This window comes from Paenibacillus sp. FSL W7-1088 (assembly GCF_037969855.1).
GTDB lineage: Bacteria > Bacillota > Bacilli > Paenibacillales > Paenibacillaceae > Paenibacillus.
The window spans coordinates 6,796,830-6,821,118 of the sequence record NZ_CP150216.1; the positions used below are offsets into that span (position 1 = coordinate 6,796,830).

General features: G+C 48.5%; 22 protein-coding genes. 9 read left to right on the top strand and 13 right to left on the bottom strand.

The features are described 5' to 3' along the window. Nucleotides 1–23: 23 nt before the first annotated feature. The 4 genes from MKY42_RS30625 to uxaC form a co-directional block, all read right to left on the bottom strand. Entirely contained in the window at nt 24–1,904 is a 1,881-nt protein-coding gene (locus MKY42_RS30625) for an ABC transporter ATP-binding protein (protein ID WP_090903329.1), read from the bottom strand. Then, a complete protein-coding gene (locus tag MKY42_RS30630) occupies nt 1,901–3,628 on the bottom strand; it encodes an ABC transporter ATP-binding protein (RefSeq protein ID WP_090903327.1) in 1,728 nt (575 codons plus the stop codon). The genes MKY42_RS30625 and MKY42_RS30630 overlap by 4 nt, the downstream gene beginning before the upstream one ends. After that, the gene (locus tag MKY42_RS30635; protein WP_090903325.1) at nt 3,625–4,167 is read right to left on the bottom strand and encodes a MarR family transcriptional regulator; all 543 of its coding nucleotides are present in this window, start codon (nt 4,165–4,167) and stop codon (nt 3,625–3,627) included. Before MKY42_RS30635 ends, MKY42_RS30630 begins: the two co-directional genes overlap by 4 nt. 201 nt (nt 4,168–4,368) lie before the next feature. Continuing rightward, nucleotides 4,369–5,811, bottom strand: a complete 1,443-nt coding sequence (gene uxaC / locus MKY42_RS30640; RefSeq protein ID WP_339847143.1) for a glucuronate isomerase — start codon at nt 5,809–5,811, stop codon at nt 4,369–4,371. Between the two features lie 204 nt (nt 5,812–6,015). Between uxaC and MKY42_RS30645 the strand changes: the two genes are divergently transcribed. Further along, complete coding sequence (locus MKY42_RS30645; RefSeq protein ID WP_339847145.1) at nt 6,016–6,762, top strand: MBL fold metallo-hydrolase; 747 nt, start codon at nt 6,016–6,018, stop codon at nt 6,760–6,762. 87 nt (nt 6,763–6,849) lie between these two features. On the opposite strand, the gene MKY42_RS30650 is transcribed toward MKY42_RS30645, so the two are convergent. The 3 genes from MKY42_RS30650 to MKY42_RS30660 form a co-directional block, all read right to left on the bottom strand. Next, nucleotides 6,850–7,464 (bottom strand): hypothetical protein, encoded by a 615-nt coding sequence (locus MKY42_RS30650; protein WP_339847147.1) that lies wholly within the window; start codon nt 7,462–7,464, stop codon nt 6,850–6,852. A gap of 210 nt (nt 7,465–7,674) precedes the next feature. Beyond that, nucleotides 7,675–9,153 carry an alpha-amylase gene (locus tag MKY42_RS30655; RefSeq protein WP_339847149.1) on the bottom strand — a complete coding sequence of 493 codons (1,479 nt, stop codon included), beginning with the start codon at nt 9,151–9,153 and terminating at the stop codon, nt 7,675–7,677. Between the two features lie 166 nt (nt 9,154–9,319). Beyond that, complete coding sequence (locus tag MKY42_RS30660; protein WP_339847151.1) at nt 9,320–11,641, bottom strand: helicase C-terminal domain-containing protein; 2,322 nt, start codon at nt 11,639–11,641, stop codon at nt 9,320–9,322. A 138-nt stretch (nt 11,642–11,779) separates the two neighbouring features. Here MKY42_RS30660 and MKY42_RS30665 point away from each other — a divergent pair, with 138 nt between their 5' ends. Both MKY42_RS30665 and MKY42_RS30670 read left to right on the top strand, forming a co-directional pair. Next, nucleotides 11,780–12,277, top strand: coding sequence for an antibiotic biosynthesis monooxygenase (locus MKY42_RS30665; protein ID WP_179262591.1), 498 nt, complete (start codon nt 11,780–11,782; stop codon nt 12,275–12,277). A gap of 311 nt (nt 12,278–12,588) precedes the next feature. Then, a complete protein-coding gene (locus MKY42_RS30670) occupies nt 12,589–14,577 on the top strand; it encodes an LTA synthase family protein (protein WP_339847154.1) in 1,989 nt (662 codons plus the stop codon). A 503-nt stretch (nt 14,578–15,080) separates the two neighbouring features. Here MKY42_RS30670 and MKY42_RS30675 read toward each other — a convergent pair. The 4 genes from MKY42_RS30675 to MKY42_RS30690 form a co-directional block, all read right to left on the bottom strand. After that, on the bottom strand, nt 15,081–15,752 hold the full coding sequence (locus MKY42_RS30675; RefSeq protein WP_090903309.1) for a GNAT family acetyltransferase: 672 nt from the start codon (nt 15,750–15,752) through the stop codon (nt 15,081–15,083). Nucleotides 15,753–15,797: 45 nt separating this feature from the next. Continuing rightward, nucleotides 15,798–16,472: a GNAT family N-acetyltransferase gene (locus MKY42_RS30680; RefSeq protein WP_339847158.1), complete on the bottom strand. Its 675-nt coding sequence runs from the start codon at nt 16,470–16,472 to the stop codon at nt 15,798–15,800. Between the two features lie 72 nt (nt 16,473–16,544). Continuing rightward, entirely contained in the window at nt 16,545–17,402 is an 858-nt protein-coding gene (locus MKY42_RS30685; protein ID WP_339847161.1) for a carbon-nitrogen hydrolase family protein, read from the bottom strand. Between the two features lie 64 nt (nt 17,403–17,466). Continuing rightward, a complete protein-coding gene (locus tag MKY42_RS30690) occupies nt 17,467–18,351 on the bottom strand; it encodes a LysR family transcriptional regulator (protein ID WP_090903303.1) in 885 nt (294 codons plus the stop codon). A 157-nt stretch (nt 18,352–18,508) separates the two neighbouring features. Between MKY42_RS30690 and MKY42_RS30695 the strand changes: the two genes are divergently transcribed. The 5 genes from MKY42_RS30695 to MKY42_RS30715 all read left to right on the top strand — a co-directional run bounded on the left by MKY42_RS30695 (nt 18,509) and on the right by MKY42_RS30715 (nt 21,920). Beyond that, nucleotides 18,509–18,880 carry a CidA/LrgA family holin-like protein gene (locus tag MKY42_RS30695; RefSeq protein WP_090903301.1) on the top strand — a complete coding sequence of 124 codons (372 nt, stop codon included), beginning with the start codon at nt 18,509–18,511 and terminating at the stop codon, nt 18,878–18,880. Then, the gene (locus MKY42_RS30700) at nt 18,877–19,557 is read left to right on the top strand and encodes a CidB/LrgB family autolysis modulator (RefSeq protein WP_090903299.1); all 681 of its coding nucleotides are present in this window, start codon (nt 18,877–18,879) and stop codon (nt 19,555–19,557) included. Before MKY42_RS30695 ends, MKY42_RS30700 begins: the two co-directional genes overlap by 4 nt. 105 nt (nt 19,558–19,662) lie before the next feature. Continuing rightward, nucleotides 19,663–20,181, top strand: coding sequence for an AbrB/MazE/SpoVT family DNA-binding domain-containing protein (locus MKY42_RS30705; protein WP_090903297.1), 519 nt, complete (start codon nt 19,663–19,665; stop codon nt 20,179–20,181). Nucleotides 20,182–20,308: 127 nt separating this feature from the next. Beyond that, nucleotides 20,309–21,004, top strand: coding sequence for a Crp/Fnr family transcriptional regulator (locus MKY42_RS30710; RefSeq protein ID WP_339847168.1), 696 nt, complete (start codon nt 20,309–20,311; stop codon nt 21,002–21,004). A gap of 79 nt (nt 21,005–21,083) precedes the next feature. Next, nucleotides 21,084–21,920, top strand: a complete 837-nt coding sequence (locus tag MKY42_RS30715; protein WP_339847171.1) for a DNA alkylation repair protein — start codon at nt 21,084–21,086, stop codon at nt 21,918–21,920. A gap of 117 nt (nt 21,921–22,037) precedes the next feature. Here MKY42_RS30715 and MKY42_RS30720 read toward each other — a convergent pair whose 3' ends face one another. Further along, a complete protein-coding gene (locus MKY42_RS30720; protein WP_090903292.1) occupies nt 22,038–22,424 on the bottom strand; it encodes a DoxX family protein in 387 nt (128 codons plus the stop codon). Nucleotides 22,425–22,843: 419 nt separating this feature from the next. Here MKY42_RS30720 and MKY42_RS30725 point away from each other — a divergent pair, with 419 nt between their 5' ends. Further along, the gene (locus MKY42_RS30725) at nt 22,844–23,131 is read left to right on the top strand and encodes a helix-turn-helix domain-containing protein (RefSeq protein ID WP_062321783.1); all 288 of its coding nucleotides are present in this window, start codon (nt 22,844–22,846) and stop codon (nt 23,129–23,131) included. 117 nt (nt 23,132–23,248) lie between these two features. Here MKY42_RS30725 and MKY42_RS30730 read toward each other — a convergent pair whose 3' ends face one another. Beyond that, on the bottom strand, nt 23,249–24,253 hold the full coding sequence (locus MKY42_RS30730; protein WP_090903290.1) for a Gfo/Idh/MocA family oxidoreductase: 1,005 nt from the start codon (nt 24,251–24,253) through the stop codon (nt 23,249–23,251). Between the last annotated feature and the right edge of the window lie 36 nt (nt 24,254–24,289).

Below are 24,289 nucleotides of genomic sequence, written 5' to 3' on the forward strand. Positions count from 1 at the left end.
TATTATGTTAACGCCATCTAGGATCAGATTGCCTGTGGCTGTTGCTCCGTAAATTGGCTGTTGTACAGATCAGCATAGAAGCCTTGTTTCTCCATCAGTTCCTCATGATTACCCTGCTCAATCACGTTACCATGATCCATGACGAGAATCAGGTCGGCTCCGCGAATGGTGGACAATCTGTGGGCAATGACAAAGCTGGTGCGATCCTTCATCAGATCATTCATCGCTTTCTGGATGAACACTTCGGTCCGTGTATCGACACTGCTCGTTGCCTCATCCAGAATCAGAATGGCCGGATTCGCCAGAATTGCTCTCGCAATCGTCAGCAATTGCTTCTGCCCCTGTGAAATGTTCGAGGCTTCTTCATTCAGCACCGTATCATATCCATCAGGCAAGGTACGAATGAAGTGATCGGCATGGGCCGCATCGGCTGCCTTGATGACTTCCGCTTCCGTTGCGCCTTCTCGGCCATAGGCAATGTTGTCACGGATCGTTCCGTTGAACAACCATGTGTCCTGAAGCACCATCCCAAACAGGCTGCGCAGCTTGCCGCGTTCCATGTCCACGATATTAACACCGTCAATGGTAATTTGGCCGTCCTGAATTTCGTAGAAACGCATCAGGAGGTTGATCAGCGTTGTTTTCCCCGCTCCAGTCGGCCCGACAATGGCTACCGTCTGTCCTGGTTTTACATCAATATTCATATTTTGAATGAGTAACTCATCCGCTTTATATCCAAAATTCACACCATGGAATGCAACGGCACCCTGTGGTTGCTGCAATTGTACTGGTTTCGAAGACTCTGGAACCTCTTCCTCTTCATCCAGCAATTCAAATACCCGCTCCGCCGAAGCGATGGTGGACTGAATGATATTCGAGATGTTGGCAATCTGGTTAATCGGCTGAGTGAACTGACGGGAGTACTGTGTGAATGCAAGGATATCCCCGATGGAGATAGCACCACGTGTAACAAAGATCCCGCCGACCACACAGATCAGCACATAACCAAGGTTACCTACAAACGTCATCAGTGGCATGATAATCCCCGAGATAAACTGGGCTTTCCAACCGGATTCATACAGTTCTTCGTTCACTTTTTCGAACTGTTCAACCGAATGTTCTTCCCGTCCAAAGGCTTTGACTACCTTGTGTCCGGTGTACATTTCCTCGACATGGCCGTTCAATTCACCAAGTGATTTCTGCTGGCCTGCAAAGTGTTTTTGCGAGCGGGATGCCACCAGCATAACCACTACCACGCTTAATGGCAGAGTCAAAATGGTAATCAGGGTCATCCATGGACTAATGGTCAACATCATGATGATAACCCCGACAATGGTGACTACAGACGTAATAAATTGCGCCAAACTTTGCTGGAGTGTATTACTGATGTTGTCCACATCGTTTGTCGCCCGGCTTAATGTTTCCCCGTGAGTACGGGAGTCAAAATATTTCAGCGGCAGACGTCCAACCTTGGCACTGATCTGCTCACGCATGTCGTACACAACCCGCTGAGCTACACCAGCCATCAGGTATTGCTGAATGTACATGAAAGCTGCACTAAACAGGTAGAGTCCCCCAAGCAGATACAATACTTTTATCAAGGCAGGAAAATCAATCCCGGCCCCCTGTACACCCTGAAGGATGGCAATAGCGCCTTTACTGAGAATATCCGTGCCTTCCGCCATAATCTTAGGACTGATAATGCTGAACACGGTACTTAGAATTGCAGCGACCAGCACACCCAGCAATCGATAGCTGTGGGGCTGAAGATACCGCATCAAACGCCGCAGTGTACCTTTGAAATCCTTCGCTTTCTCCACAGGAGGCCGCATGCCCATTCCGCCTCCGGGATGCCCCGGTCCGCCAGGGGGACGAGGTGACTTGCGTTCTGTACGTTCACTCATGCGATCTCCTCCTCTGTCAGCTGGGAGGATACAATCTCGCGATACACTTCATTGTGCTCCATCAGCTCTTTATGTGTTCCTGAACCGACAATCCGTCCTTCATCCATAACCAGAATGCGATCCGCATCCATAACCGTACTTACACGCTGAGCTACAATTAGCACTGCTGCTTCAGTCGTTTCGGACTTCAGGGCAGCACGAAGATTGGCATCGGTTTTGAAATCGAGAGCCGAGAAGCTGTCGTCAAAAATATATACTTCCGGACGGCGAACCAGTGCGCGTGCAATGGACAAACGCTGCTTCTGTCCACCGGATACGTTGTTACCTCCCTGTGCAATGACGCTGTCGTAACCGTCTTTCATCTCCGTAATGAAGTTCTCTGCCTGAGCCGTTTGAGCGGCTCGAACAATCTCCTCCATCGTGGCGTCATCCTTCCCGTGGCGGATATTCTCCGCAATCGTTCCGGTGAAAAGAACCGCTTTTTGCGGTACAAATCCGATTTTGGCCCGCAGATCTTCCTGCCGCAGCTCACGGACATCTGTACCATTGACCCGTACACTGCCCTCCGTTACATCATAGAAACGTGGAATGAGACTGAGCAATGTGGATTTCCCTGAGCCCGTACCCCCGATAATAGCTGTGGTTTCACCCGGGCGTGCCGTAAATGAAATGCCTGACAACGCAGCATTTTCTGCACCCGGATAACGGAATGTCACATTATCGAATTCAATGGTGCCTTGCAGCGACTTCATATCACGAGGCTGCTCTGGATTGCTAAGATCGGGATGCATATCCAATACTTCGTTGATCCGTTCTGCCGAAGCCGAAGCTCTTGGAATCATCACAAAGATAATGGAAACCATAATGAGGGAGAACATGATTTGCATCGCATACTGAATAAAGGCAATCAATGAACCAATATTCATATTCCCGCTGTCGATACGCTGTCCACCGAAATAAAGGATGGCAATCATTGAAAAGTTCATAACCAGCATCATCACAGGCATTAATGTTGCCATGAGCACATTCACTTTAATGGAAACGTCTCTCAGATCCGTATTGGCTCCATTAAAACGAACACGCTCATGTTCCCCACGATTAAAGGAACGAACCACGCGAATCCCTGTTAGTTGCTCACGCAGGACCAGATTGAGTCGGTCGAGCTTTTTCTGAATTTGTTTGAACAAAGGCAGACCCTTCGCACCAATCAGTGCGATGGCCCCGGCCAGTACAGGCAGGACAACCAGGAAAATGGTTGATAATTTGGCATCCTGGGATACCGCCATGAAGATACCACCGATACACATCATCGGTGCCATAACCATCATGCGCAGCATCATTGTTAATACGTTTTGAACCTGCGTAATATCATTGGTGGTACGGGTAATCAGCGAGGCTGTACCCAATTTATCAAATTCCTGCAGCGAAAAGTTCTCCACATGGCGGAACACTCTGCTGCGCAGCTGTTTGGCAAATCCACCCGCTGTACGGGAGGAGAGATAACTGGCTGTTACAGAACAGGCCGTGCCTGCTACGGCAATTAACAGCATCCAGCCACCAATCTGCCAAATGTATGGAACATCTCCTTTTACTATGCCGCCATTAACGATGTCCGCCATCAGGGTTGGCAAATACAGTTCAGCCAGCGACTGTAACAGCACCAGACCCAGTATGAAGAAAATGGGGACTCGGTAAGGCTTAAGCATGCGAAACAATTTCATCATGGCTTATCATCTCCTTGTGTGGACGCATCCATCTGTTGGGAAACCTTTGTATCAAAAAAGGTGTACACCTTGGTCAACAATTCCGCTAATTGAAGACTGTCTTCCTCACCCAGATGCTCAACGAGCTTATTAAATATCTCCATGCGCTCCTGATGAGCCGCCCGGATAATTTCACGACCTGCTTCGGTAATCGTAATGCGGACTGCGCGACGATCCTCTGGGTCCATAGTTCGTTCAACCAGGCCCTCGTCTTCAAGGCCTCGAATGACGGGAGTAATCGTCGGTGATTTCACACGCAACAATGCACTAATTTCCGATACTTTCAGTCCTGGATGATTTGAATGCAGTGTGTCTTCGAAATTAGGAGGATTATCCTGCCAATTCAATTGTTCTCCCGGATGCATGCCGTGGAGCAAACAACCCAGAACCATAATCTCATTGTGATTACGCCCATGTGGTTTATGCTGCCTCCATTTGCCTTTATTAAACTGCATGATGGAATACAAAAGCTTCTGGGCAACCGGATCTATGCCAGTCATTATTGTCCCCCCCTTATTTTCATTATCATTCCATAGACGTCCAACATCATAGGACATCTATTAAATAGCATTCCAATTAAATAGCCAATCAATTAATTAGGTGTACTAAGTATATTCCTGCAAAAGTTGAATGTCAAACAGCAAATGCACAACAAAAAACCGTGACTTTAAAGCCACGGTTTTGAACCAAATATAGAAGAATTAAGACTGCGAAGCAGATACAGTTTTGAGCGCGGAAGCAAAAGGGAAATACTCCTTCGCATTGTTGTAGGCAATGCCCTGCACGATCTGTCCAAGTAGATCCATATCATGCGGTACCTCGCCTTGTTCGGCCCATTCACCGATAAGGTTGCAGACCAGGCGGCGGAAATACTCATGTCGTGTATAGGAGAGAAAACTGCGTGAATCGGTTAACATGCCGACGAAACGGCTAATTAAACCTACATTCGCCAGCGCTTTCATTTGAGCGAGCATGCCATCCTTCGTATCATTGAACCACCATGCTGCACCAAGCTGAATTTTGCCTGGAATGCCGCCGCCCTGGAAACTGCCGATAATCGCTGCGAGCACTTCATTGTCCCGAGGATTTAAGGAATACAGGATCGTTTTCGGCAGCGCTTGCTGCTGCTCCAGTGCATCGAGCAAACCGATTATAGCTGAGGAAAGCGGCGTATCATTAACGGAATCATAGCCGGTATCCGGACCAAGCTGGGCAAACATCCGGCTGTTATTGTTGCGGGCCGCATTAATATGAAACTGCATGACCCAGCCCCGATCTGCGTACAGCTTGCCGAGGAAAGTCAGCGTTACCGTCTTGTACTTGTCCTCTTCCTCACGGCTAACCTTCTGCCCAGCGAGAGCCTTCGCAAATATTGCCCCTGCTTCCTCCCGTGTAGCGACACCGAAAGGTACATAATCCAGTGCATGGTCAGATACCCGGCCTCCTACGGAATGGAAGAACTCTACCCGTGATTCCAGAGCGGAGAGGAACGAGTCATAATCGGAAATGGCCGTTCCGGCTGCCTGCGACAGCTTGCCTACCCATTCCGAGAAGGTATCGCGGTTTAGTTCCAGCCCTTTATCCGGACGGAATGAAGGCAGTACAGCTGTATCGAATCCTTCAATCTCCTGAATCTTCAGGTGATATTCCAGGGAATCACATGGATCATCCGTCGTGCATACCACGGTAACATTGGATTTGGTAATGAGATCACGTGCACCGAATCCGTCACTGTTCAGCTTGGCATTTACTTTTTCCCAGATCGCCGGGGCGCTCGTCTCATTCAACACTTCATAGACACCAAAATAACGCTGTAATTCCAAATGGGACCACGCGTACAGCGGGTTACCAATCATCATCGGGACGGTTTTGGCATACGCCAGAAAACGATCGTAATCGGTTACGCCCTCTCCACCCGTAATGTACTGCTCCTCAATTCCGTTTGCGCGCATCAGCCGCCATTTGTAGTGATCACCGTATAACCAGGCCTCTGTAATATTGCCAAAGGTTTTATTCTCGTAGATCTCCTGTGGACTCAAGTGGCAGTGATAGTCAATAATCGGCATGTCCTTCGCATAGTCCTCATATAACTTGATCGCCGTTTCACTGTGCAGCAAAAATTGTTCATCCAGAAAAGACTTCATTCGCCTCGCACGCTCCCTTTAGGTGAGTTTACGTTCATATGGGTTCACTTCCCAATCTTTACGCTACACTGTTTGCCCACAAAGTTCAATATAAAATGATAGCGTTATCACAAAAGGTTGATTTAGGCATATTTCCTGGAACGAGGTATACTGGTTTTAATCTAATTGATGCTGATCTGAAGATGATAGAAGGAGATGAAATGGATGAAAATAACATTTCTCGGTACGGGAGACATGTTCAGTGTAGAGCAACACCACAACAGTATGCTGGCCGAATTCAGCGATACACATCTGGTGATTGATTTTCCGGAATCCAACGCAAAAGCATTAAAGGAATACGGCTATCCCATGACGGATATTCATAATGTGTTTATCACTCATCTGCATGAAGATCATATTAACGGAGTACAGATGCTCGGATATTATTCACAGATTGTGGGCGACCGCAAGCCACGTCTGTTTATCCACGAAGAACTGGTTGATCCGTTATGGAGCATTTTATCCCCAGGCATGCGTTATACAACCGATGGGGAGCGTACGATGAGAGACTATTATGATATCGTACCTTTACCGGATGGAGGCACATTTGAGCTGGGGGGCGTGGCGTTTGAGACTTTTCGAACACAGCACGTGCCGGGTATGGTTAGCAATGGCCTTCTTGCAAAGCCCTACTTCTACTATAGCGCAGACAGCACGCTGGATCAGAAACGGGTAGAGCAGGCTGCCGCAGATGTACAGCTGATTTTCCATGAATGTCATATGCATGATCTGGTGATCAAATCACACACCTCACTGAAGGATCTGCAACAACTGCCTGCCGAAGTGAGACAGAAAACCGTGCTCATGCATTATCATGATGAATACGCGGATGCGGATATACGGACACAGTTCAACCAAGAACATGATCTAAGAATGGTGGGCACGCTGGAGTCGTTTGAACTGGAAGTGTAGTACGTAACTTGACCTATATGTATTACCAAAATGAAGAGGCAGCATCCATTCAGGTTCCTTTGCAGGAGCTTTTCGGGTGCTGCCTTTCTATTGATCTGTTTTCCATGATTTCATATATTCAATAGTTTCAGGAGATGGTTCAGCTTTCACATGAACGTAATCTTCCGTACGCTGATCATTTGGTCCGTAAGAAATTTTGATATACATATCCTGATAAGTATGAATGATATTGCTATGGATCTCCGCTTTGGGCTTCAAAATATAATCTCGGAGTAAACTCAATCCCAACGGTTCTTTTCCAGGACCCAGAGTCGTCTCGTGCGTATTTCCCGTATTGGAGTTAAGGAGCTCTGTGGCGTTAATGCTATTCATCAAGGATGGATCAAGTGTAAAAGACTGTATCACATTGACCATCGGCACCTTGGCCTCGTTAACAGAAATCTCATATATAATGCGGTCCAGATCCGATTCATGATGAACGCTAACAGTAGCAGTCAAGCTATAATCATCTGGCAAACGCTCCTGAAAGGAATCCGGATTTTTCAGCAAACGCTGGGTCAAATCTCTTCGCTCGGTATTCAACGTATAATCATCCGTTCGCTTCGGTTCTCCTCTTGGCCCTTGGTTTGTTCCCAAACCGCAAGCCCCCAGACAGACCGCCATTACAAGCAGCCACACCCCCAAGTGTACTAATCTCCTCATCCGATTTCCCCCCTCGGTATGATCTATCTAAAATGATCCCTAATCGATTCTAATTGCAATCATAATATTGGTTTATTATTCCATATAAGGATAACACGAGTAGACTCACTCCACCTAACATAAAAAAACCACCTGCCTGGCAGATGATCACCAGTTCAGATGGTTTAACTGTCTATATGAAGATTCACTAATCAATGATCCCTCAACGTATTATTGAGCGGCAGATTCCTCACTCTGATCCGGGAGAGCCCACACGGAGACGCCCCCACCACATACATGAAAAGTGGCCCAGCCGTCTTTCTCAATAGTAATGCTGTCCTTACAGCTGTGCGTCAGATCGGTCCAGACTTCGCCAGCACGGTGTTCGCCAACAAACATTCGTTTCTCACCATCATCCCCATTCGAGATAACTACTGCACAACCGGAGCCTTCAATTTCGTCCACCCCGCGGCGTACCCACCCAATCGTGTTCGCGTGATCGAAGTAATCCTCCTGCTCTCCATAAGCTTTTTCGTAACGGGCTGACATCAGAATGTCCAGAATGTCCTTCTTGCCCTCAACAGGTTCGGGACCTCCTATGCCGTAATAATCACCGTAAAAGACAACCGGATAACCGTCACGACGCAGCAGTGTCAGCGCATAGGCGCTCGGCTTGAACCAATCGCCCACCCAGGATTCCAGCGCTTCATGCGGCTGGGAGTCATGGTTATCAACAAACGTTACAGCATGCGTTGGATGTGTCTGCACCAAGGTGTCATCAAAAATTTTGGTAAGATCAAAGTCCCGGCCAGCCAGAGAGGCTTCATGAAGTTTGTAATGCAGGGACACATCGAACAGATCAATCTGATAGTCCACCGTATCCAGAAATTCACGGCATGCATCGAGATTGGAGTTCCAGAACTCGCCTACAATGTAGAAATCCTGCCCCCGTTTGCGGAGCATCTCAGCTGCGAATTCCTTAATGAATTCGTGATTGATATGTTTGATCGCATCCAGTCGAAAACCGCTGCATTGCAGCGTATCGATGAGCCATTTTCCCCATTGTAGCATTTCCTGCCGGACATCCGGGTGATTGTAATCAATATTGGCGAACATCAGGTAATCATAGTTGCCAAACTCATCGTCGACGTTCTGATTCCAGTTCTTGTTCTCCCCTACAATGCGGAACACACCATTTCGTTCTTCCTTGGCATTAAAGTCGGTACCGTTGAAATGTTCGGCGTTCCATTTGAAGGAGGAGTACTGATCCCCGCGGCCCGGAAATGTGAATTTGGTCCAGCCCTCAATCTCGAACGGTTTGGAGATTTCCTTCAATCGATCATTGGGATCAACCTCAATCACCTTGAAGACTTCCGTCTCATCCGCACCCGCCTTATGGTTCATCACCAGATCCACATAGACGGCAACACCATTCTTCTGGCACTCGGCAATCGCATCGACCAGTTCCTGCTTGGTGCCATATTTGGTACGCACACTGCCTTTCTGGTCAAATTCGCCCAGATCGTACAGGTCATATACGCCGTAACCGGTATCCTCGGCAGATACGGCTTTGGTCACCGGAGGCACCCACACCGAGTCTATGCCTTTGGCTTTCAGCTCTGGCGCCATTTCGGCCAATCTTTTCCAGTGGTTTCCGTCTGCGGCCAGGTGCCATTCAAAAAATTGCATCATCGTATGATTTCTCTTCATTCCCAACCGACCTCCTTGATTGCTTTCGAAGCGGACCACGGCACGCATCTGTATCGTCCTTGTTCGTTCGTATGCTATCCAAGTAATACCCTTTTCGGCCTATCCTTCAATCATGCACAGAAAAGAAAGCTGAAAAAGTCTATGATCGTTCTTTAGCTAAATATCCTTATTGGGGTGAAATCCGTGTGTAGTCCTGCCATTCCTCGGGCAGCAATGAACGATACGGTTCCTCGGTGAAACGATCGTCGACCAGTACCAGTACGCCCTTGTCCTCTTCTGTACGTATCAGCCTTCCACCCGCCTGCAATACCTTGTTCATCCCGGGGAAAACATAGGCATAATTGAATCCGTTTCGCCCTGTACGACTATAATAATCGCGGAGTACGTTGTTCTCCAGACCAATCTGGGGAAGTCCGGCCCCGACCACCACAACTCCATTCAGACGATCACCCGGCAGATCCACACCTTCGGAAAACACACCGCCCATAACAGCAAATACCAATCGTGTTCGTTCCGGATGTGGCTGGAACGCGTTCAGAAACGCCTCCCGTTCCTCTTCACTCATGCCCTGCTCCTGCATCACGACTTCTGCCTCGCCCGGCTGTTCCATATACGTCCCATGGACTTCGCGCATATATGGATAGGATGGGAAAAAGACCAGCAGGTTGCTATGCGGCCACTCGGCAACCAATTGGCGCAGCATATTGGCAATAGGCTGTCTGGAACGTTCACGATCCCGATAGCGAATCGATAATGGCATCAATCTTACATCCAGCTGTTCTCGCTGGAAAGGCGAAGGTATACGCAAGGTATAATCCTCTTCCTCCGCACCTAACATATCCCGGTAATAACCAAGAGGTGACAATGTCGCAGAGAAATGAATGGTAGAACGGAATCCTTTGGCAGTCTGGCGCAGCAGTACGGACGGATCAAGGCAGAACAGCTTCACTCGTACTTCACTTCGTACACATTCCGCATAGGTAATGAAGCGTTCATCGTACAGCTTGGCAATACGCAGGAAATTCTGTGCGGTGAAATAGGCTGCCAGCAGCAACTCATCCGTCTCCGCATTCCCCGAACCGCCTTCAACAAGGCATTGCTCCGCAACCATGACAAAAGGCTCCAGCAGTTCAATCAGTTCCTCCGGTGCCTCCTGTTGCAGCAATTTACCCTCTTCCCCACCGTTTTTGCGGAGCGTAATCAGGTATTTGTCGATAGCGCCCGTACGATCCGCGATGGCTTTAGCGGCGGTCACACTGCTGCCCAGGGTTTGGAATTCCCTTTTGACATCCAGAAAGACGGCCTTCTCCAGCTCCGCCGAAAACATCATTCGGCCCCGATCGACCAGATTATGTGCCTCATCGACCAATAATACCGTCTTGCGCTTCTGCTCCTCCAGCATGCGTTTGAGCGAGATACGCGGGTCGAAAATATAGTTATAGTCGCAGATCACCGCATCGGCTGCATACGCAGCATCCAGTGAAAATTCAAACGGACATACCCGATGCTTGCGTGCGTACTGTTCAATAACCGGGCGTGTCATTAACGTCTCATGTTCCAGCATATCCAGCACAGCTCCGTTAATACGATCATAATATCCTTCGCACATGCCACACTGTCCCGTATCACAGGCTTCCTCTTCCTTGAAACAGATCTTGTCCTTCGCGGTCAGACTGATCACATGCATCTTCAATCCTTCCGCCTGCATCCGGGCAAAAGCCTCTTCTGCCGCCACTCTCGTCGTCGTTCTCGCGGTCAGATAGAACAATCGTTTGGCTTCTCCTTCACCAATGGCCTTGACCGTGGGAAACAGGACGGACATCGTTTTGCCAATACCCGTTGGCGCCTTCGCCATCAGACCCTGTCCCTCGCGGATGGTCTTGTATACGGCTCCTGCCAGCTTGCGCTGTCCCTCCCTGTATTTGCGAAAAGGAAAAGGCAGCTCTCGCACGCTTATATCGCGCTTCTCTTCATACGCCACAATCATCTCTGCATATGGCGCGTAACCAGCGACCAGCTCTGCTGCAAACTGTTCCAGCTCCTGCCGTTCCAGCATCCGCCGAAACCGTCTTTCTTCATTACTCACGGTGTGCACGTATGTAAGCTGTACCTGCATACGGGGTTCATCATGCTGAACGGCGTACATATAGGCATACATCATGGCCTGTGCCCAGTGTACGGGGGCCCCATCGCCCAGATCGTCCAGATTGCCCGCAGTTGATTTGATCTCATCCACCGTCAGCTGACCCTCCAGACGAATCAAACCGTCACATCGCCCCTCCACCACGTAGGTCAAGTCTCCATGCTGCAGTTCCACTTCGAGAACCACTTCCTTCAGATCCTCTTCTGTGTAATCCTTCTGCACCCGCTGGTGTATCCGGGTTCCCTCCTGCATCGATGCATTCGTGCGGAACCCTGGACGTATGCTGCCACTACGGTATACATATTCCACCAAAGGCCTCACTGATATTCGAATTGCGGTTGTCATGCGATCACCCGTTCTGTTTGTAGTGACTATACTTTATCATGAAAAGCAGTGCTCAAACCAGCCAATCAGCCGATTGGACTCGTCCCTTCCCATATGCTATGTTGAAGTAGAATGTACTTAAATGAGGAGGCATCTTCTATGTATATCTATTTGGTCCCTTCACCGATTCCGGATGCACTTGCTGCATATCCGCATCTGACGTTGCGCAGCGAGGAGCAGGTTCGATTGGCCTTTGAATCGACAGAACGTCTGATGAACATCGAGTCCGATGACAACGTAGCGGCGTATGAAGCCTTCGATGCCGCAGGCTCCTGGACAGGCGGCGGTTATGCCGTTCTCAACAATATACCCGTAACCGAAGATGGACGGAACGACTTCGAGGAACGCTTCAAGAACCGTGCGCGCAAAGTGGAAGACGAACCCGGCTTTGTTGGCATTCGTGTGCTTCGTCCGCTAAAGGACGATACGTATGTCGTACTTACATTGTGGCAGTCCGAAGATCATTTCAAAAACTGGCAGCAGTCTCAAGCTTATAACCATGCTCACCGCAACCGCAGCACGAGTGAAGGGCTGACCGCACAGAAGCCCACCATGTTTCCAAGACCTTCTTTCGTCACGACATTCACCATAGAGTAAACGAACGGGAGCAGACCTGATGTTATGTTATGCTGCAGAACCTGTATGCAAGTTTACAGATATACTGTGATCACATTTGGACTAGCATCATTTAATTATTTGTACTTTAAAATGACGCCCCTTCCGTCTCTTCCTCAATGGAAGGGGCTTTTTGTATACGTGAGGTCATGAATGACCCAAATTCCTCTCTGCTTTTTTCCAATAATTTAAAAAATTGAGCAACCAAGAAGTTCGGTGCTTTTGACACGACATGCCATGAGATAGCATAATACTTGTTAAATGAAACTTCGGAAAGGAAGGAAGGTGGTAACTTGTCACGCAATTCACTCACCCGGTTTCTAAGCGGACCGTTTATCGTGTTCACCGTTATTATGATGATCAAAAGCTCTCTGGCCTGGATTGTGATCTTCGATGACATCCCCGTCTGGAAACCGCTGCTGACAGAGTTGCCGCTGATCTGGATCTGCTTCTGTCTGATTGAATGGTTCGCAGCCAAACGCCGGATGTGGCTCTATCTCGGACTAAATCTGGTGTTATCGGGCATCTTCTTCGCAGCGATCATGTATTACAAATATTATGGTGTCATTGTCAATTATCACGCGCTCGCACAGGTTAATCAGGTAACCTCTGTCAAGAGCAGCATGTTCTCTTTGCTCGATCCGTATTATTTGTTTATTTTTGCAGATGTTCTGGTTATCGCGGGAATTCTGATTCGTCGGCGGATTAAGCTCGGCGGGACTGAACGTCCAGGCAGAGTGCCGCTTGAACGAAGCGCCAGAAGACGGATCGCCTCGGTCATTCTGGTTCTGTCGATGATGCTGTGCATGCTCAACATATACCCCAATCGGGCGAGTATGAGCGAGATTACACAGGCGGAGCAGATGGGGATTCTCGGTTACGAAGCGTACACCATCCTGGCTGATCGGCCTGACAAACCCGTGCCCCTCGATCAAATCGATCAGAATCATATCGACGAGATTAAACAAACGACAGCACTACCCGCTGTTGTGGAGGAAGGTGCAGCCAAAGGACGCAACGTCATTGTCCTCCAGCTCGAATCATTTCAGAACTTCCTGATCGGATTGCAGGTGGATGGACAGGAAGTCACACCCCATCTGAATAAGCTCGCTGGTCAAAGCCTGTATTTCCCGAACTTTTATCAGCAAGTGGGACAGGGAAATACGTCGGATGCCGAGTTTGTGGTGAATACATCGTTTTATACACCGCCTAACGGAGCCGCAGCTACTGTCTATGCCAATAAGGAATTGCCAAGTCTGCCCAGACTGATGTCCGCGAACGGTTATCAGACAGCCACATTCCATACGAATGATGTGCACTTCTGGAATCGCGATCAGTTATACAAGGCGCTTGGATTCGACCAGTATTATGACATCAATTATTTCGGAACAGAGGATTCCATCGCCTTCTCGGCATCGGATGAAGTGTTGTACAGCAAAACACTCGACAAACTCGAGGCCATGCAGGCATCAGGGTCACCTTTCTATGCACAAATTATATCTATGTCTGCACACCATCCTTACCATTTGCCAGAAGATAAAAAAAGTCTGACGTTGCCGAAACGGTACGTTAATACGTTGCCAGGGGATTATCTTGTGTCCCAGCATTATGCCGATCAGGCGGTGGGGCAATTTATTGAGGGACTTAAGGAACGTGGACTATGGGAAAATAGCTTGCTGGTCGTTTACGGTGACCATCTGGGTCTGCCTATCTACTCGCTGGATCGGACTGACGAGAAGCTGATGCAGGAAATTTACGGTCGGGAGTACACATCTGCGGACATGATCAATATTCCACTCATTATCACGGCTCCTGGCATCACGCCGGCAGCTCAGCTGGAACAGATCGGAGGACAGGTGGATATTCTGCCAACGATCGCCGGGTTGACCGGTGCCTCTCTCCAGAACCAACTGCATTTTGGACAGGACTTGCTGCATGAGGGAAATAATCTGCTGCCAGAGCGCTATTATCTGCCCTCCGGTTCCGTACTGAATGATGCTTCACTGTTCGTTCCTGAGACGGGATACGGTGATGGTACCCATTACTCTCTTGCGGATGCCGGGAGACAGGATGTCGTTTCGGCAGAGCTTAATCAGAAGAAGGGGGCGAATCCGGACAGTCTGAAGGATGAATCGTCCGTGCCCGCATCTGCCCTACCACCTGAAGAGGAATCAACCTCTTCCGAATATATCACGAAGGAACAGTACGAATGGGCTTTGGATCTTCTACACTTGTCCAACAGTTATCTGAGTCAGTTACCGAATCGAAAAGGCGTTAAATAAAAATTAATCGTTAAAATATTTGTTTATAGGCTTTATTAACAATGAACTAATTCTCTAGGGTATGTCTTCAAACTCAGGTAAGCGATATGATGCTAGATGTCAGGATGTCAGCATACCGAAAGTAATGTTTCGCCCCTCTGAGGTACGATCTTGCCGATCCTGGCGAATGGGTAGACGATTTTCTAAGGAACTCGGGACGTCTTATTTGACCTTTAGGTCCTCTTTATACATTGTAAAGAACATCAGACACGTTATTTTCCAAAATACCCCGAAAAAACGCTGCAAACAGCTGTTTATTCTGATATAGCGTGTCTCAGGTTCCTTAGATTTCGGCAGACGTTTCAAATCCCTGAATAAGGCACCTCAGATTCGTTAGGGCAATAACCTTAATGAAACCGGAAAGGCCCATTGAACAGAACCGATCACGGTCTGATTAACGGGCCTTTTCTTGGTTTTATTGCTGCTCAGAACATTACAATCACCAGTGACGGTCCTGCTCCCGTTTACAACGGCAGTAGTGCAACCGACTTGCGAGCAGTCAATTTCTCTACCATGGCAAGCCATTCTTGCGGTTTGTTCGGTAGCACCGCATAATATCGATTCAGGAAATCAGCCACCAGACTGGCTGGCAGTTCACCAAGCGACTCATCACCCGGCATAAAGCACAGGTCCAAGCCGCCAACCGCTTCCCCGTCCCCTTGCCAGGATGGATGAACATACGGGAAGTCCAGACGCTGGTATCCCAGATGAGACAATACTTCGCGACGTACATACGGGTCCATTGGCTTGATGCCGCCAAACTCGTGATCTTGACTCAGATAAGGGTTATAGATTTCGGCAAACATGCCGAACAGCTCTTTTCCGTTTGCCGCAGCCAACTTTTGCAGATCACGCTTGCGGTGATTCGCCAGGAAACTGCCGATCCCCAGTCCTTCGCGACTAATAATGGTAAAGTCTGTCATGGCTACGTTCCAATCCTCGTAATAACGGTACTCTGTCGCTCCCACAACTTGTCCTTCATGCACAGCCACGAACACCCGAATACCCGGATCTTCCAACGGTTCTGCCCACAGGGGGAAGTCCAGCACTTCTTCTCGCGGGAAGATCTCCTGCATCAGCTTGTGCATCTGGGCAAACAGTGGATCGTTGATGGATGTAATGCGCGTGAATTCCATGGAAAAATGCCTCCTCAATTGATGATGTATTTCATTTGATATTTTTTATTTAAACGGATTCCGCCACTCCATCAGGGCTGCATAGTTGCAGGATTCCTCATCGTCCAGATAGTCTGCGGTCACACCAACCGGCATGCGGCCACAGCGAAGCAGGAACGATATCACCGGATCACGCCTCTCGCCCGCCGCCACTTGGTCCAAATATTCCTGCGCAGACAGTTGGTCTGCAACCAAATGATAACCGGGCATTCTACCAGCACCTAGTAACCGATCCATACCCTGTGCAATCACTAGGTGGTACATCGCCTGCATCATAAGCTGAGCCAGTCCCCATTTGCGGTACTTTGGACGAACACAGAGATCGACAATATACAGCGTGTTGCCATCCGGGTTGTGGTTACGAATATAGCCGTCATCCGTTACTTCGGCCCAGGTATGACTTGCTGGATGTGCAGGGTCCCACTGCATCCGCAGCGAAGTCATCGAGCCGGCCAATTCTCCATCCACTTCAATACAGATGGCACCTTCCGGGTAATGCTGCACATGACTGGTGAGCTGCTCGTGACTCCAGAGCAGCTCTTCCGGATAAGGTGGAGGGAAACTCTCCGCCTGAATGCGAATGAGTTCCTCATAGTCGGCTGCAACATAATTGCGAACGACTGCTTTTACCCTTTTGCCACTTCGCTCCGGGTCGGTAATCAGCATTTCTTTGGTATACATGTTACCGGGTCGCCCCTTCCCACTGACATATGAATATCCTGTTCTGTTTCGTTCGGTTTTAAAAGTAGCTCGCTACTCCCAATCGGTATACAGATCAGTGCGGCGGTCACGCCAGGTCGTTACCGATCCACGTTCGCGCACCTCATACAACAAGTCCAAATCCAGATCGGCGGTCACGATCATATCATTGTTAATCTCACCCTCGGCCAGAATGCCACGTGGCGGGAATGGGATATCATTCGGCGTAATAATTGCAGCCTGTCCGTAGTTGGCACGCATGAAATCAACCGTCGGCAAGTTGCCTACCGTTCCGGTTAACACAACATACACCTGATTCTCCACCGCGCGGGCATGACTCGTATAACGCACACGGTAGAATCCGTGACGATCGTCCGTACAGGAAGGACAGAAGATCACGTCAGCGCCTTTGGCTTTGGCCATCCGTACAATTTCCGGGAATTCAATATCGTAACAGGTCAGCATGGCAATACGGCCTTTATCCGTGTCGAACACCTCAAGTCCATCTCCGGGAGCCATATTCCATTCCTGTACTTCGGTTGGTGTAATGTGAATCTTGTCCTGGCGCGCGATGCGACCATCCGGATAGAAGAGATGGGCTGTGTTGAACAGCTTCCCTTCACGGCGAATGACGTGGGTTCCCCCAATGACATGCATGCTGTACTGGGCAGCAAGTGATGTGAATAGTTGCTCATATTGCTCCGTAAAGTTCGGCAGATCCTCAATTGTCAGCGCATTACCTTGTTTGTCCCCAATGGACATTAACTGCGTTGTGAAAAATTCCGGGAACAGCACAAATTCGGTTCCGTATTCACTCGCTGTCCGTATGTAATGCTCAGCCTGAGCGGCGAACTGCTCAAACGAGCTGATTGTGTGCAATTGGTATTGTACAGCGGATACCCGCAGTTTCATGTTCGTACACCTCCACTATAATTATGCTTCCATTGTAACAACGATCCGGGGTCAACAAAAGAGTTTACTCACTCAGCATGGACTGTGTAAAACTGATCCACTCCCGGGTTGCGAAGGATAAATATCGGTCTTTCCGCCAGATCATGCCGAGCTGCCAAGGAATCACAGGTTCCATCACGGGTATAATGCGCACACGCATATGATCCACCTCACGGCAGATCGTCTCTGGCAGCAACGCCACGCCCAGATTGGCCGCTACCATCGCACTGAGCAGATCCCACTGGGAGCTCTCATACACTACCCGAGGTTGAAATCCCACATGCTGACAAGCGGCGATAATCCGGTCATGCAGCGCAAAATCCTCCCGGAACAGCACAAATGAGTCATGCTCCAGTTCACGCAGCGCGATCGACTCTTTACCCGCAAGCGGGTGCGAAGGATGTACGAGCAGATTCAGCTTCTCTTTTACAAAAACAAAATGATCCACCAATTCATCCACCGTCGGAAGAACGGCAACACCAATATCCAGTGCACCGCTGATCACGTCGGCCTCCACTTTTTTCGCACCATCCTCGAACAGCTGAATGGTCACCTGCGGATAGGCTTTGTGAAACTCACCGATAATCATTGGGAAAAAGCTGGACCCCACCATCGGTGGCAGACCAATCCGAAGATGTCCTTTCTTCAGATTCATCAGATCGTCCAGCTCGGACGATAAGCTGCGGAATGACTTTTCAATCTCCAGCGCCTGCCGGAAAAAGACATGCCCAGCATCCGTCAGCGCTACCTTCTTGCCATACCGATCCAGCAGCGTTACGCCCAATTCGTCTTCCAAGCTTTTGACGGTTTTACTAATGGTCGGTTGTGTAATGAACAGCACTTCGGCCGCTTTGGTGAAGCTTTGCTGCCGAGCGACTTCCAGAAAATATTGCAAATGGCGGATATCCATCGTCTGATCCCCGTCTCTCATAGATAAATGGAATGGTAAACATTCTTAATATGCATTTTACTCATGAAAGAATGCGATGTAAAATTTGTGATATCAAGTGAAACATTTTCATAAACAACTCAAAATCATCACGTTCATTATACAAGGAGGGATTGAAGTGAAGAAATGGGGCCTTGGCATTTTGCAAGTTGCGCTCTTGATGGCCTTTTCACTGCTCATGGACCAGTTGGCCCGTGCTCTCCATCTACCTATACCAGGTTCCATACTTGGCATGATCGTACTGTTCATTTTGCTTCAGACCCATGTCGTGAAGCTGCGCTGGATCGAAATTGGAGCCGCCTGGCTGCTCGGTGAGCTGCTGCTGTTCTTCATCCCGTCAGCCGTTGGAATTATGAACTACATGCCCATGCTGGAGCAAGACGGATTGCAAATTCTATTTATTGTTCTGCTTAGCACATTTCTGGTCATGGCCTGTACGGGCCTTGTTGCCACCCGAATCGCCAAACGAAAGGAGCGTCACACCGGATGATTGGGTTCCTCTGTCTCTTGTTAACCGTCGGTATTTACTGGGTCGCCAAACGCATGTATCGCAACCTTCCCAAAGTGTATCTGTCTCCGCTGCTGATTACGCCACTTCTTGTCGTCGGTGTGCTGCTCGCAACAGGTACGGATTACGCTGCCTACAGCAGTGGTGGTAAATGGCTAAGTTTGCTGCTTCAACCGGCAACGGTGGCCTTCGCCATACCGCTTTATACGTTTTTCCATGTACTCAAAAAACATATTTCCGAGATCGTCTTCAGCGTTATGACAGGCTCCGTGGTAGCGGTCCTCTCGTCTGCCCTGCTCGCCAAATGGCTGCGCCTGGACTCCGGACTCATTCATAGTCTGATTCCGAGATCGATCACGACCCCTATTGCGATGAACGTATCGGCTACCATTGGAGGCATTCCGGCCGTTACCGCGGTTTTTGTCATCATGACCGGTCTGCTGGGGGCGATTATGGGGCCATCCATTGTAAAAATGCTGCGTATTGATGGCGAGATTGCACGTGGTACGCTGCTTGGAACCGGTGCCCACGGAACAGGTACATCCAAAGCATTTGAGCTCAGTTCACTGACTGGAAGCATCTCCAGCATCTCCATGGTACTGGCTGCATTGTTCACATTGGCGGTTGCACCCCTACTATCTAAACTTATTTTCCCATAATAGATGGAATTAACCCTATTTCTTGAAATATTATTGTTGTATTAAAGCCCTTTCTTCCTTACAATAAGGACAGGTTTTAATTGTGAATATTGCGGGGGAGATGCGATGAAAAGAACCGGAATGAAGAGATCTCTGGACCGCCTTGGACGAATTGTCCTTCCCAAAGAAATGCGGGATACGATGGAAATCCATATCGGCGATCCGCTCGAGTTTTTCATTGAAGGGAAAGAGTTGATTTTGAGAAAGTACAAATCAACGTTGTGTGTGTTTTGCGGTGATGTGGATACGGAAATGTATTTCAAAGAGCAATTCATCTGCCGGACTTGTGCAATTCAATTAAAACACCCGGATGACACTCCCGAATGGTTCGTTCCTCAGAACAAACAGGCTCCTGCACCCGTGGAGCGTCCTGCTACCGAATCCGCCACAGTCTCGTCTCCCGCATGGGAAGAAGGGGCTACAGCTGCCAACCAAGAGTACCCGGACCTGCGGCCGAAGACGGCACGCATGCTGCAACAAATGAAGGAAATCGTTGAACAGAATCCCGGTTTGGCTCAACAGCAAATTGCGGAAAAGCTTGGCATTAGCCAAGGACGCGTCTCCCAACTTAAAAAACTACTATAATAGGAATTAATTCGATTATTTATAATCAGGAGACCTTCCGTTTCAAGAAGTCCCGTTGCAAGAGAACCCGTTGAACTCCGTGGGTTCTTCTTTTTTTTATTTTCATTCGGTAAGGGAAAGGAATGCTATGGATAAAATCCTCTATTTATCACAATTCAATCTGATGTCCTCTTTGTCCGAGGCAGACCTGATCGAAATGGACAGCATGACGTCCATCACGACCTTGGCCAGGAATACGCTGATCCAGACACCGGATACATTTGCGGAAGGTTTTTATTTTGTGAAAAAAGGGAAAGTCCGCCTGTACACATTATCGGAAGAAGGGAAACAGTTTACTCTCGATATTTTGAAGGAAGGAAATGTGTTTGGGGAAATGAACGGCATTTCACTTGGCACACGTTCCGTATATATCGAAACCCTGGAGGAATGCGATATTTGCCTGATGAACAGGCAGCGTTTCGAACAATTTCTGATTGAACACCCCGAGTTTATGATGAATCTGATGAAAGTACTCAGCGAACGGATCAAGGGCATGAGTGCATTGACACAGCAGCTGGCCTTGGGTAATCTGCATGACAAAATTATGCATAATCTTGCTCGACTGGCGGATCAGATGGGCTGGGTGGAAGAAGGAGAATACTGTCGGATCAACCTTGTACTGACTCATCAGGAAATTGCCTGGATGGCTGGAGCCACGCGTGAATCTGTCAGTGCTGCCCTGCAAGATCTTGCAAGGGTTGACCGTGTTCGTACCGGATTCAAATCCGTTGCCCTGCATCGTAATGAACTTTCCACGTCATGCACAGCTAACACCCAGTTGTAAGCCACATTACATCTCTATCCTGCTGCCAATTGTATCGTGTAGATGATGAATCTACATACATGCAAGGAGGAGTACGGCGATGGATGTACAGAAAGAACTACATATTCCCGAGGATGTTCTGCTTCGCAAAGGCGCCCGTAAAGGGATTGATATCCCGGATCATGTCCGCAACCTACTACAATCGGGGCATATCGAATCCGTAAATTTGACGGAGTGGCTCGCCGTTGATCACATTCTCCTTTTTCAGCAGGTCGCTCATGAAAGGGGAATGGATGCCGATACCCGGAAAATGACGGAACAGCTAATACAGATGAATGAGCAGCGAATCATGAAAATCATTCCGACCATCGCCGCGAACTGGCTCAACCTTCTGGAACGAATGGAGGAAAAGGAGCGAGTACGTCATTTTCGTTCCTTTGCAGAGCACCGTTCAGACAGTGTACGCTGCTGGGCAGCCTATATCATCGGATTGGATTCCCGCTTAAGCTTGATTGAAAAACTGGATCGTATCCGTCCCTTTGCCGCAGATCATCACTTTGGTGTACGAGAAATTGCCTGGATGGCTGTTCGACAGCCGATTACGGCTGAATTGTCGGAAGCACTCGCGTTTCTTATGGACTGGGCCATCGATTCCGACCCACTGATCCGACGGTTTGCCATAGAGTCGACAAGACCACATGGTGTGTGGGCCAAACATATTCAGGAGTTGAAAGAAAACCCTGCGATAGCTCTGCCTCTGCTGAACCATGTGAAATCGGATGCTCATAAATATGTACAGGACTCTGTCAGCAACTGGCTGAACGACGCCGCCAAAACCAACCCGGATTGGGTTCGTCAGGTGTGCGACACCTGGATCGAGCAATCGGATACCAAGCATACGCTGCGGATTATCACCCGTGGCCAAAGAAGCCTGTAATCTCAAAGCATTCCTTTCGAGGGACAGCCCCTTCGATAATAAAAAAGATGACTACCGCTCCATTGCAGTGGTCATCTTCTTCATATTGGAACATTTGAATCCAAATCAATCAAACTCTTAGACCTGCACGAGATCCATATCCATTTCTTCTGCTTCCAGTTTACGCATCCCCATAATAAGAACGACAATGTTGGCAACCAGCAATACCGCTGGGAAAGGAACAGCCGTATATTGCCCGTAAATTAGATGACTCCCCACAGCCCCAATCAGAATGAACGTCAATACGCCTGAAGCCAGAATACGAGTACGTGGAATCAACAGACCCACCGCACTGAGCAGCTCTACTGCACCAATGAGATACATCGTCCATATAGGATAGGAGAAACCTTCGAAAGTCTGTACCATCATCTCTGCTCCACTAACCTTGTTTAAGCCTGCCATTACAAACATACCTGCAAGCACAACCAACGCAATATATCCTAAAATTCTTATGCCTTTGTTCATATGTATAATCCTCCTGAAAGTGAATGTCCATATCCATCTGTTGTATAAAAAGCAATCTATGTAAAAGTTACAACGTAACTCTATTTTTAAAATGGGTAATTTGCACTGCGAAATTGATATGTGCTGATATTATACATATTAATAATCATTAACTTACTTTTATGAAGTGAGTATATAATAATAACATTATTTATTCAAGTAATTTTTTGACGAATAGTGTATAATACATACAAAAGGTATGTTACAGTACATTTTGTAGTAACATGTTGACTTCATTGTCCCTTACTTTGGTCAGAGCGGCAGAAAGCCACGCACTTTTATATATACGAGGAAATCCATCCATACTTAATTGAATCGAGGTGAACACGTTGAAGCTGAGAAAAGTAAAATCACCAAGTCCTTGTCTCATTACTCAGGCCATGGATATCATCGGTAAGAAATGGGTGCTGCTCATCATGTACCAACTGTTATCCGGACCCAAACGATTCACAGAACTGGAAGCAGAAATGGCGATTAGCGGTCGGTTGTTATCCGAACGTCTGAAGGAAATGGAAATGGAAGGTATCGTAACCCGGCATATGTATCCTGAAATTCCGCCTCGCGTAGAGTATGAATTGACGCCCAAAGGCAGAGCTATTGAACCCGTCATCAATCAGATTTACAACTGGTCCTCAGACTGGTTGAAACAGCAGCAGTCTACTAAGTAGCCAGATTCTGATTCATGTACAACACAAAGACGCCTGAATTGAACTGATCTTCGGATCAGTCCAGATTCAGGCGTCTTTTTCACGCATTTATATTTCTTGTTTAAGTTATAAAAAGGATTAATGCGAGAGGTGTTTGGATGGCTGAAGCTGTACCGGCAATCCCGAATCTGCCGACACCAATGCCGCCGTTGTAATTTCCTGCGTACGGCAGGCATCCGCATAATCGGACAAAATCCGTGAACGATCTCCGGTACGAAGGGCGTGAATAAACGCTTCATTTTCCCGCTCATACGGGTTATGCCCTGCGGGAATCTCCAGACCTGCCATCGCATGAGGGGCAGCACTTGGCAGAAGAAGACGTTCAGGTGTCCAGTCCCATACTCCGGCATCCGTGTAGAACTGGAGCCCTGCACCGCCCTCACCATCTGGCAGCAGGCAGGTGTTGGCAATGCTTGCGATCGCTCCATTCTCCAGCTTAAGCGTTACATTCGCCACATCAGCTACCGTGACATGCTCATGCTTTTCATGCATACTGCGTTGGGCCGCTACAGCGTATACCTCTGTCACTTCACCCGCACAATACCGCAGCAAATCCACGATATGGGTCGTCTGTTCCACAAACTGTCCCCCGGAGCCTTCCTGACGGCGCCACCAGGCGACTCCTGGCATTCCGCCCATCCAGCGCCCAAGCGCCATGCCGACGGTCTGCTCTTTCATCGCTTCTTTCAGTACCAGTGCAGCCTCCTGATAACGGAAATGATAACCTACCGAGGTCAACAATCCAGACTTTTGTACCTGATCCAGCACCTGACGAGGGATATCCATGCCTGTACTTAGCGGTTTCTCCACCAGGAACGGGATACCCCGACGAATCAATTCAGTTTCAATCGATCCATGAGACATCGGAGGCACACAGATATAGACTGCATCCAGCTTTTCACCATCCAGCATATGTTCAAGTTCACCGTAGCCAACAGCATCATAGACGGAAGCCATAGCCTCCGCCTTCTCCAGCGTTGTTCCACAGACAGCTGCTACACGAACGCCTTCCATTCGTGCCAGAATATCTGCATGTACCTTGCTGAACCAACCTGTTCCAATGATGCCAATCTGTAAAGTCATAGATGTAATCCCCTCTCCTTGTTACACGCTTACATG

What these genes read in the sequence shown, in the direction of transcription:
- MKY42_RS30680 (WP_339847158.1), bottom strand. Translation starts at nt 16,472, where the DNA reads ATGTATACCAAAGAAATGCTGATTACCGACCCGGAGCGAAGTGGCAAA.
- MKY42_RS30685 (WP_339847161.1), bottom strand. Translation starts at nt 17,402, where the DNA reads ATGAAACTGCGGGTATCCGCTGTACAATACCAATTGCACACAATCAGC.
- MKY42_RS30705 (WP_090903297.1), top strand. Translation starts at nt 19,663, where the DNA reads ATGAAAAGAACCGGAATGAAGAGATCTCTGGACCGCCTTGGACGAATT.
- MKY42_RS30665 (WP_179262591.1), top strand. Translation starts at nt 11,780, where the DNA reads ATGTATATCTATTTGGTCCCTTCACCGATTCCGGATGCACTTGCTGCA.
- MKY42_RS30700 (WP_090903299.1), top strand. Translation starts at nt 18,877, where the DNA reads ATGATTGGGTTCCTCTGTCTCTTGTTAACCGTCGGTATTTACTGGGTC.
- MKY42_RS30635 (WP_090903325.1), bottom strand. Translation starts at nt 4,167, where the DNA reads ATGACTGGCATAGATCCGGTTGCCCAGAAGCTTTTGTATTCCATCATG.
- MKY42_RS30630 (WP_090903327.1), bottom strand. Translation starts at nt 3,628, where the DNA reads ATGATGAAATTGTTTCGCATGCTTAAGCCTTACCGAGTCCCCATTTTC.
- MKY42_RS30645 (WP_339847145.1), top strand. Translation starts at nt 6,016, where the DNA reads ATGAAAATAACATTTCTCGGTACGGGAGACATGTTCAGTGTAGAGCAA.
- MKY42_RS30720 (WP_090903292.1), bottom strand. Translation starts at nt 22,424, where the DNA reads ATGAACAAAGGCATAAGAATTTTAGGATATATTGCGTTGGTTGTGCTT.
- MKY42_RS30725 (WP_062321783.1), top strand. Translation starts at nt 22,844, where the DNA reads ATGGATATCATCGGTAAGAAATGGGTGCTGCTCATCATGTACCAACTG.
- MKY42_RS30710 (WP_339847168.1), top strand. Translation starts at nt 20,309, where the DNA reads ATGGATAAAATCCTCTATTTATCACAATTCAATCTGATGTCCTCTTTG.
- MKY42_RS30650 (WP_339847147.1), bottom strand. Translation starts at nt 7,464, where the DNA reads ATGAGGAGATTAGTACACTTGGGGGTGTGGCTGCTTGTAATGGCGGTC.
- MKY42_RS30730 (WP_090903290.1), bottom strand. Translation starts at nt 24,253, where the DNA reads ATGACTTTACAGATTGGCATCATTGGAACAGGTTGGTTCAGCAAGGTA.
- MKY42_RS30660 (WP_339847151.1), bottom strand. Translation starts at nt 11,641, where the DNA reads ATGACAACCGCAATTCGAATATCAGTGAGGCCTTTGGTGGAATATGTA.
- MKY42_RS30715 (WP_339847171.1), top strand. Translation starts at nt 21,084, where the DNA reads ATGGATGTACAGAAAGAACTACATATTCCCGAGGATGTTCTGCTTCGC.
- uxaC (WP_339847143.1), bottom strand. Translation starts at nt 5,811, where the DNA reads ATGAAGTCTTTTCTGGATGAACAATTTTTGCTGCACAGTGAAACGGCG.
- MKY42_RS30655 (WP_339847149.1), bottom strand. Translation starts at nt 9,153, where the DNA reads ATGAAGAGAAATCATACGATGATGCAATTTTTTGAATGGCACCTGGCC.
- MKY42_RS30675 (WP_090903309.1), bottom strand. Translation starts at nt 15,752, where the DNA reads ATGGAATTCACGCGCATTACATCCATCAACGATCCACTGTTTGCCCAG.
- MKY42_RS30690 (WP_090903303.1), bottom strand. Translation starts at nt 18,351, where the DNA reads ATGGATATCCGCCATTTGCAATATTTTCTGGAAGTCGCTCGGCAGCAA.
- MKY42_RS30625 (WP_090903329.1), bottom strand. Translation starts at nt 1,904, where the DNA reads ATGAGTGAACGTACAGAACGCAAGTCACCTCGTCCCCCTGGCGGACCG.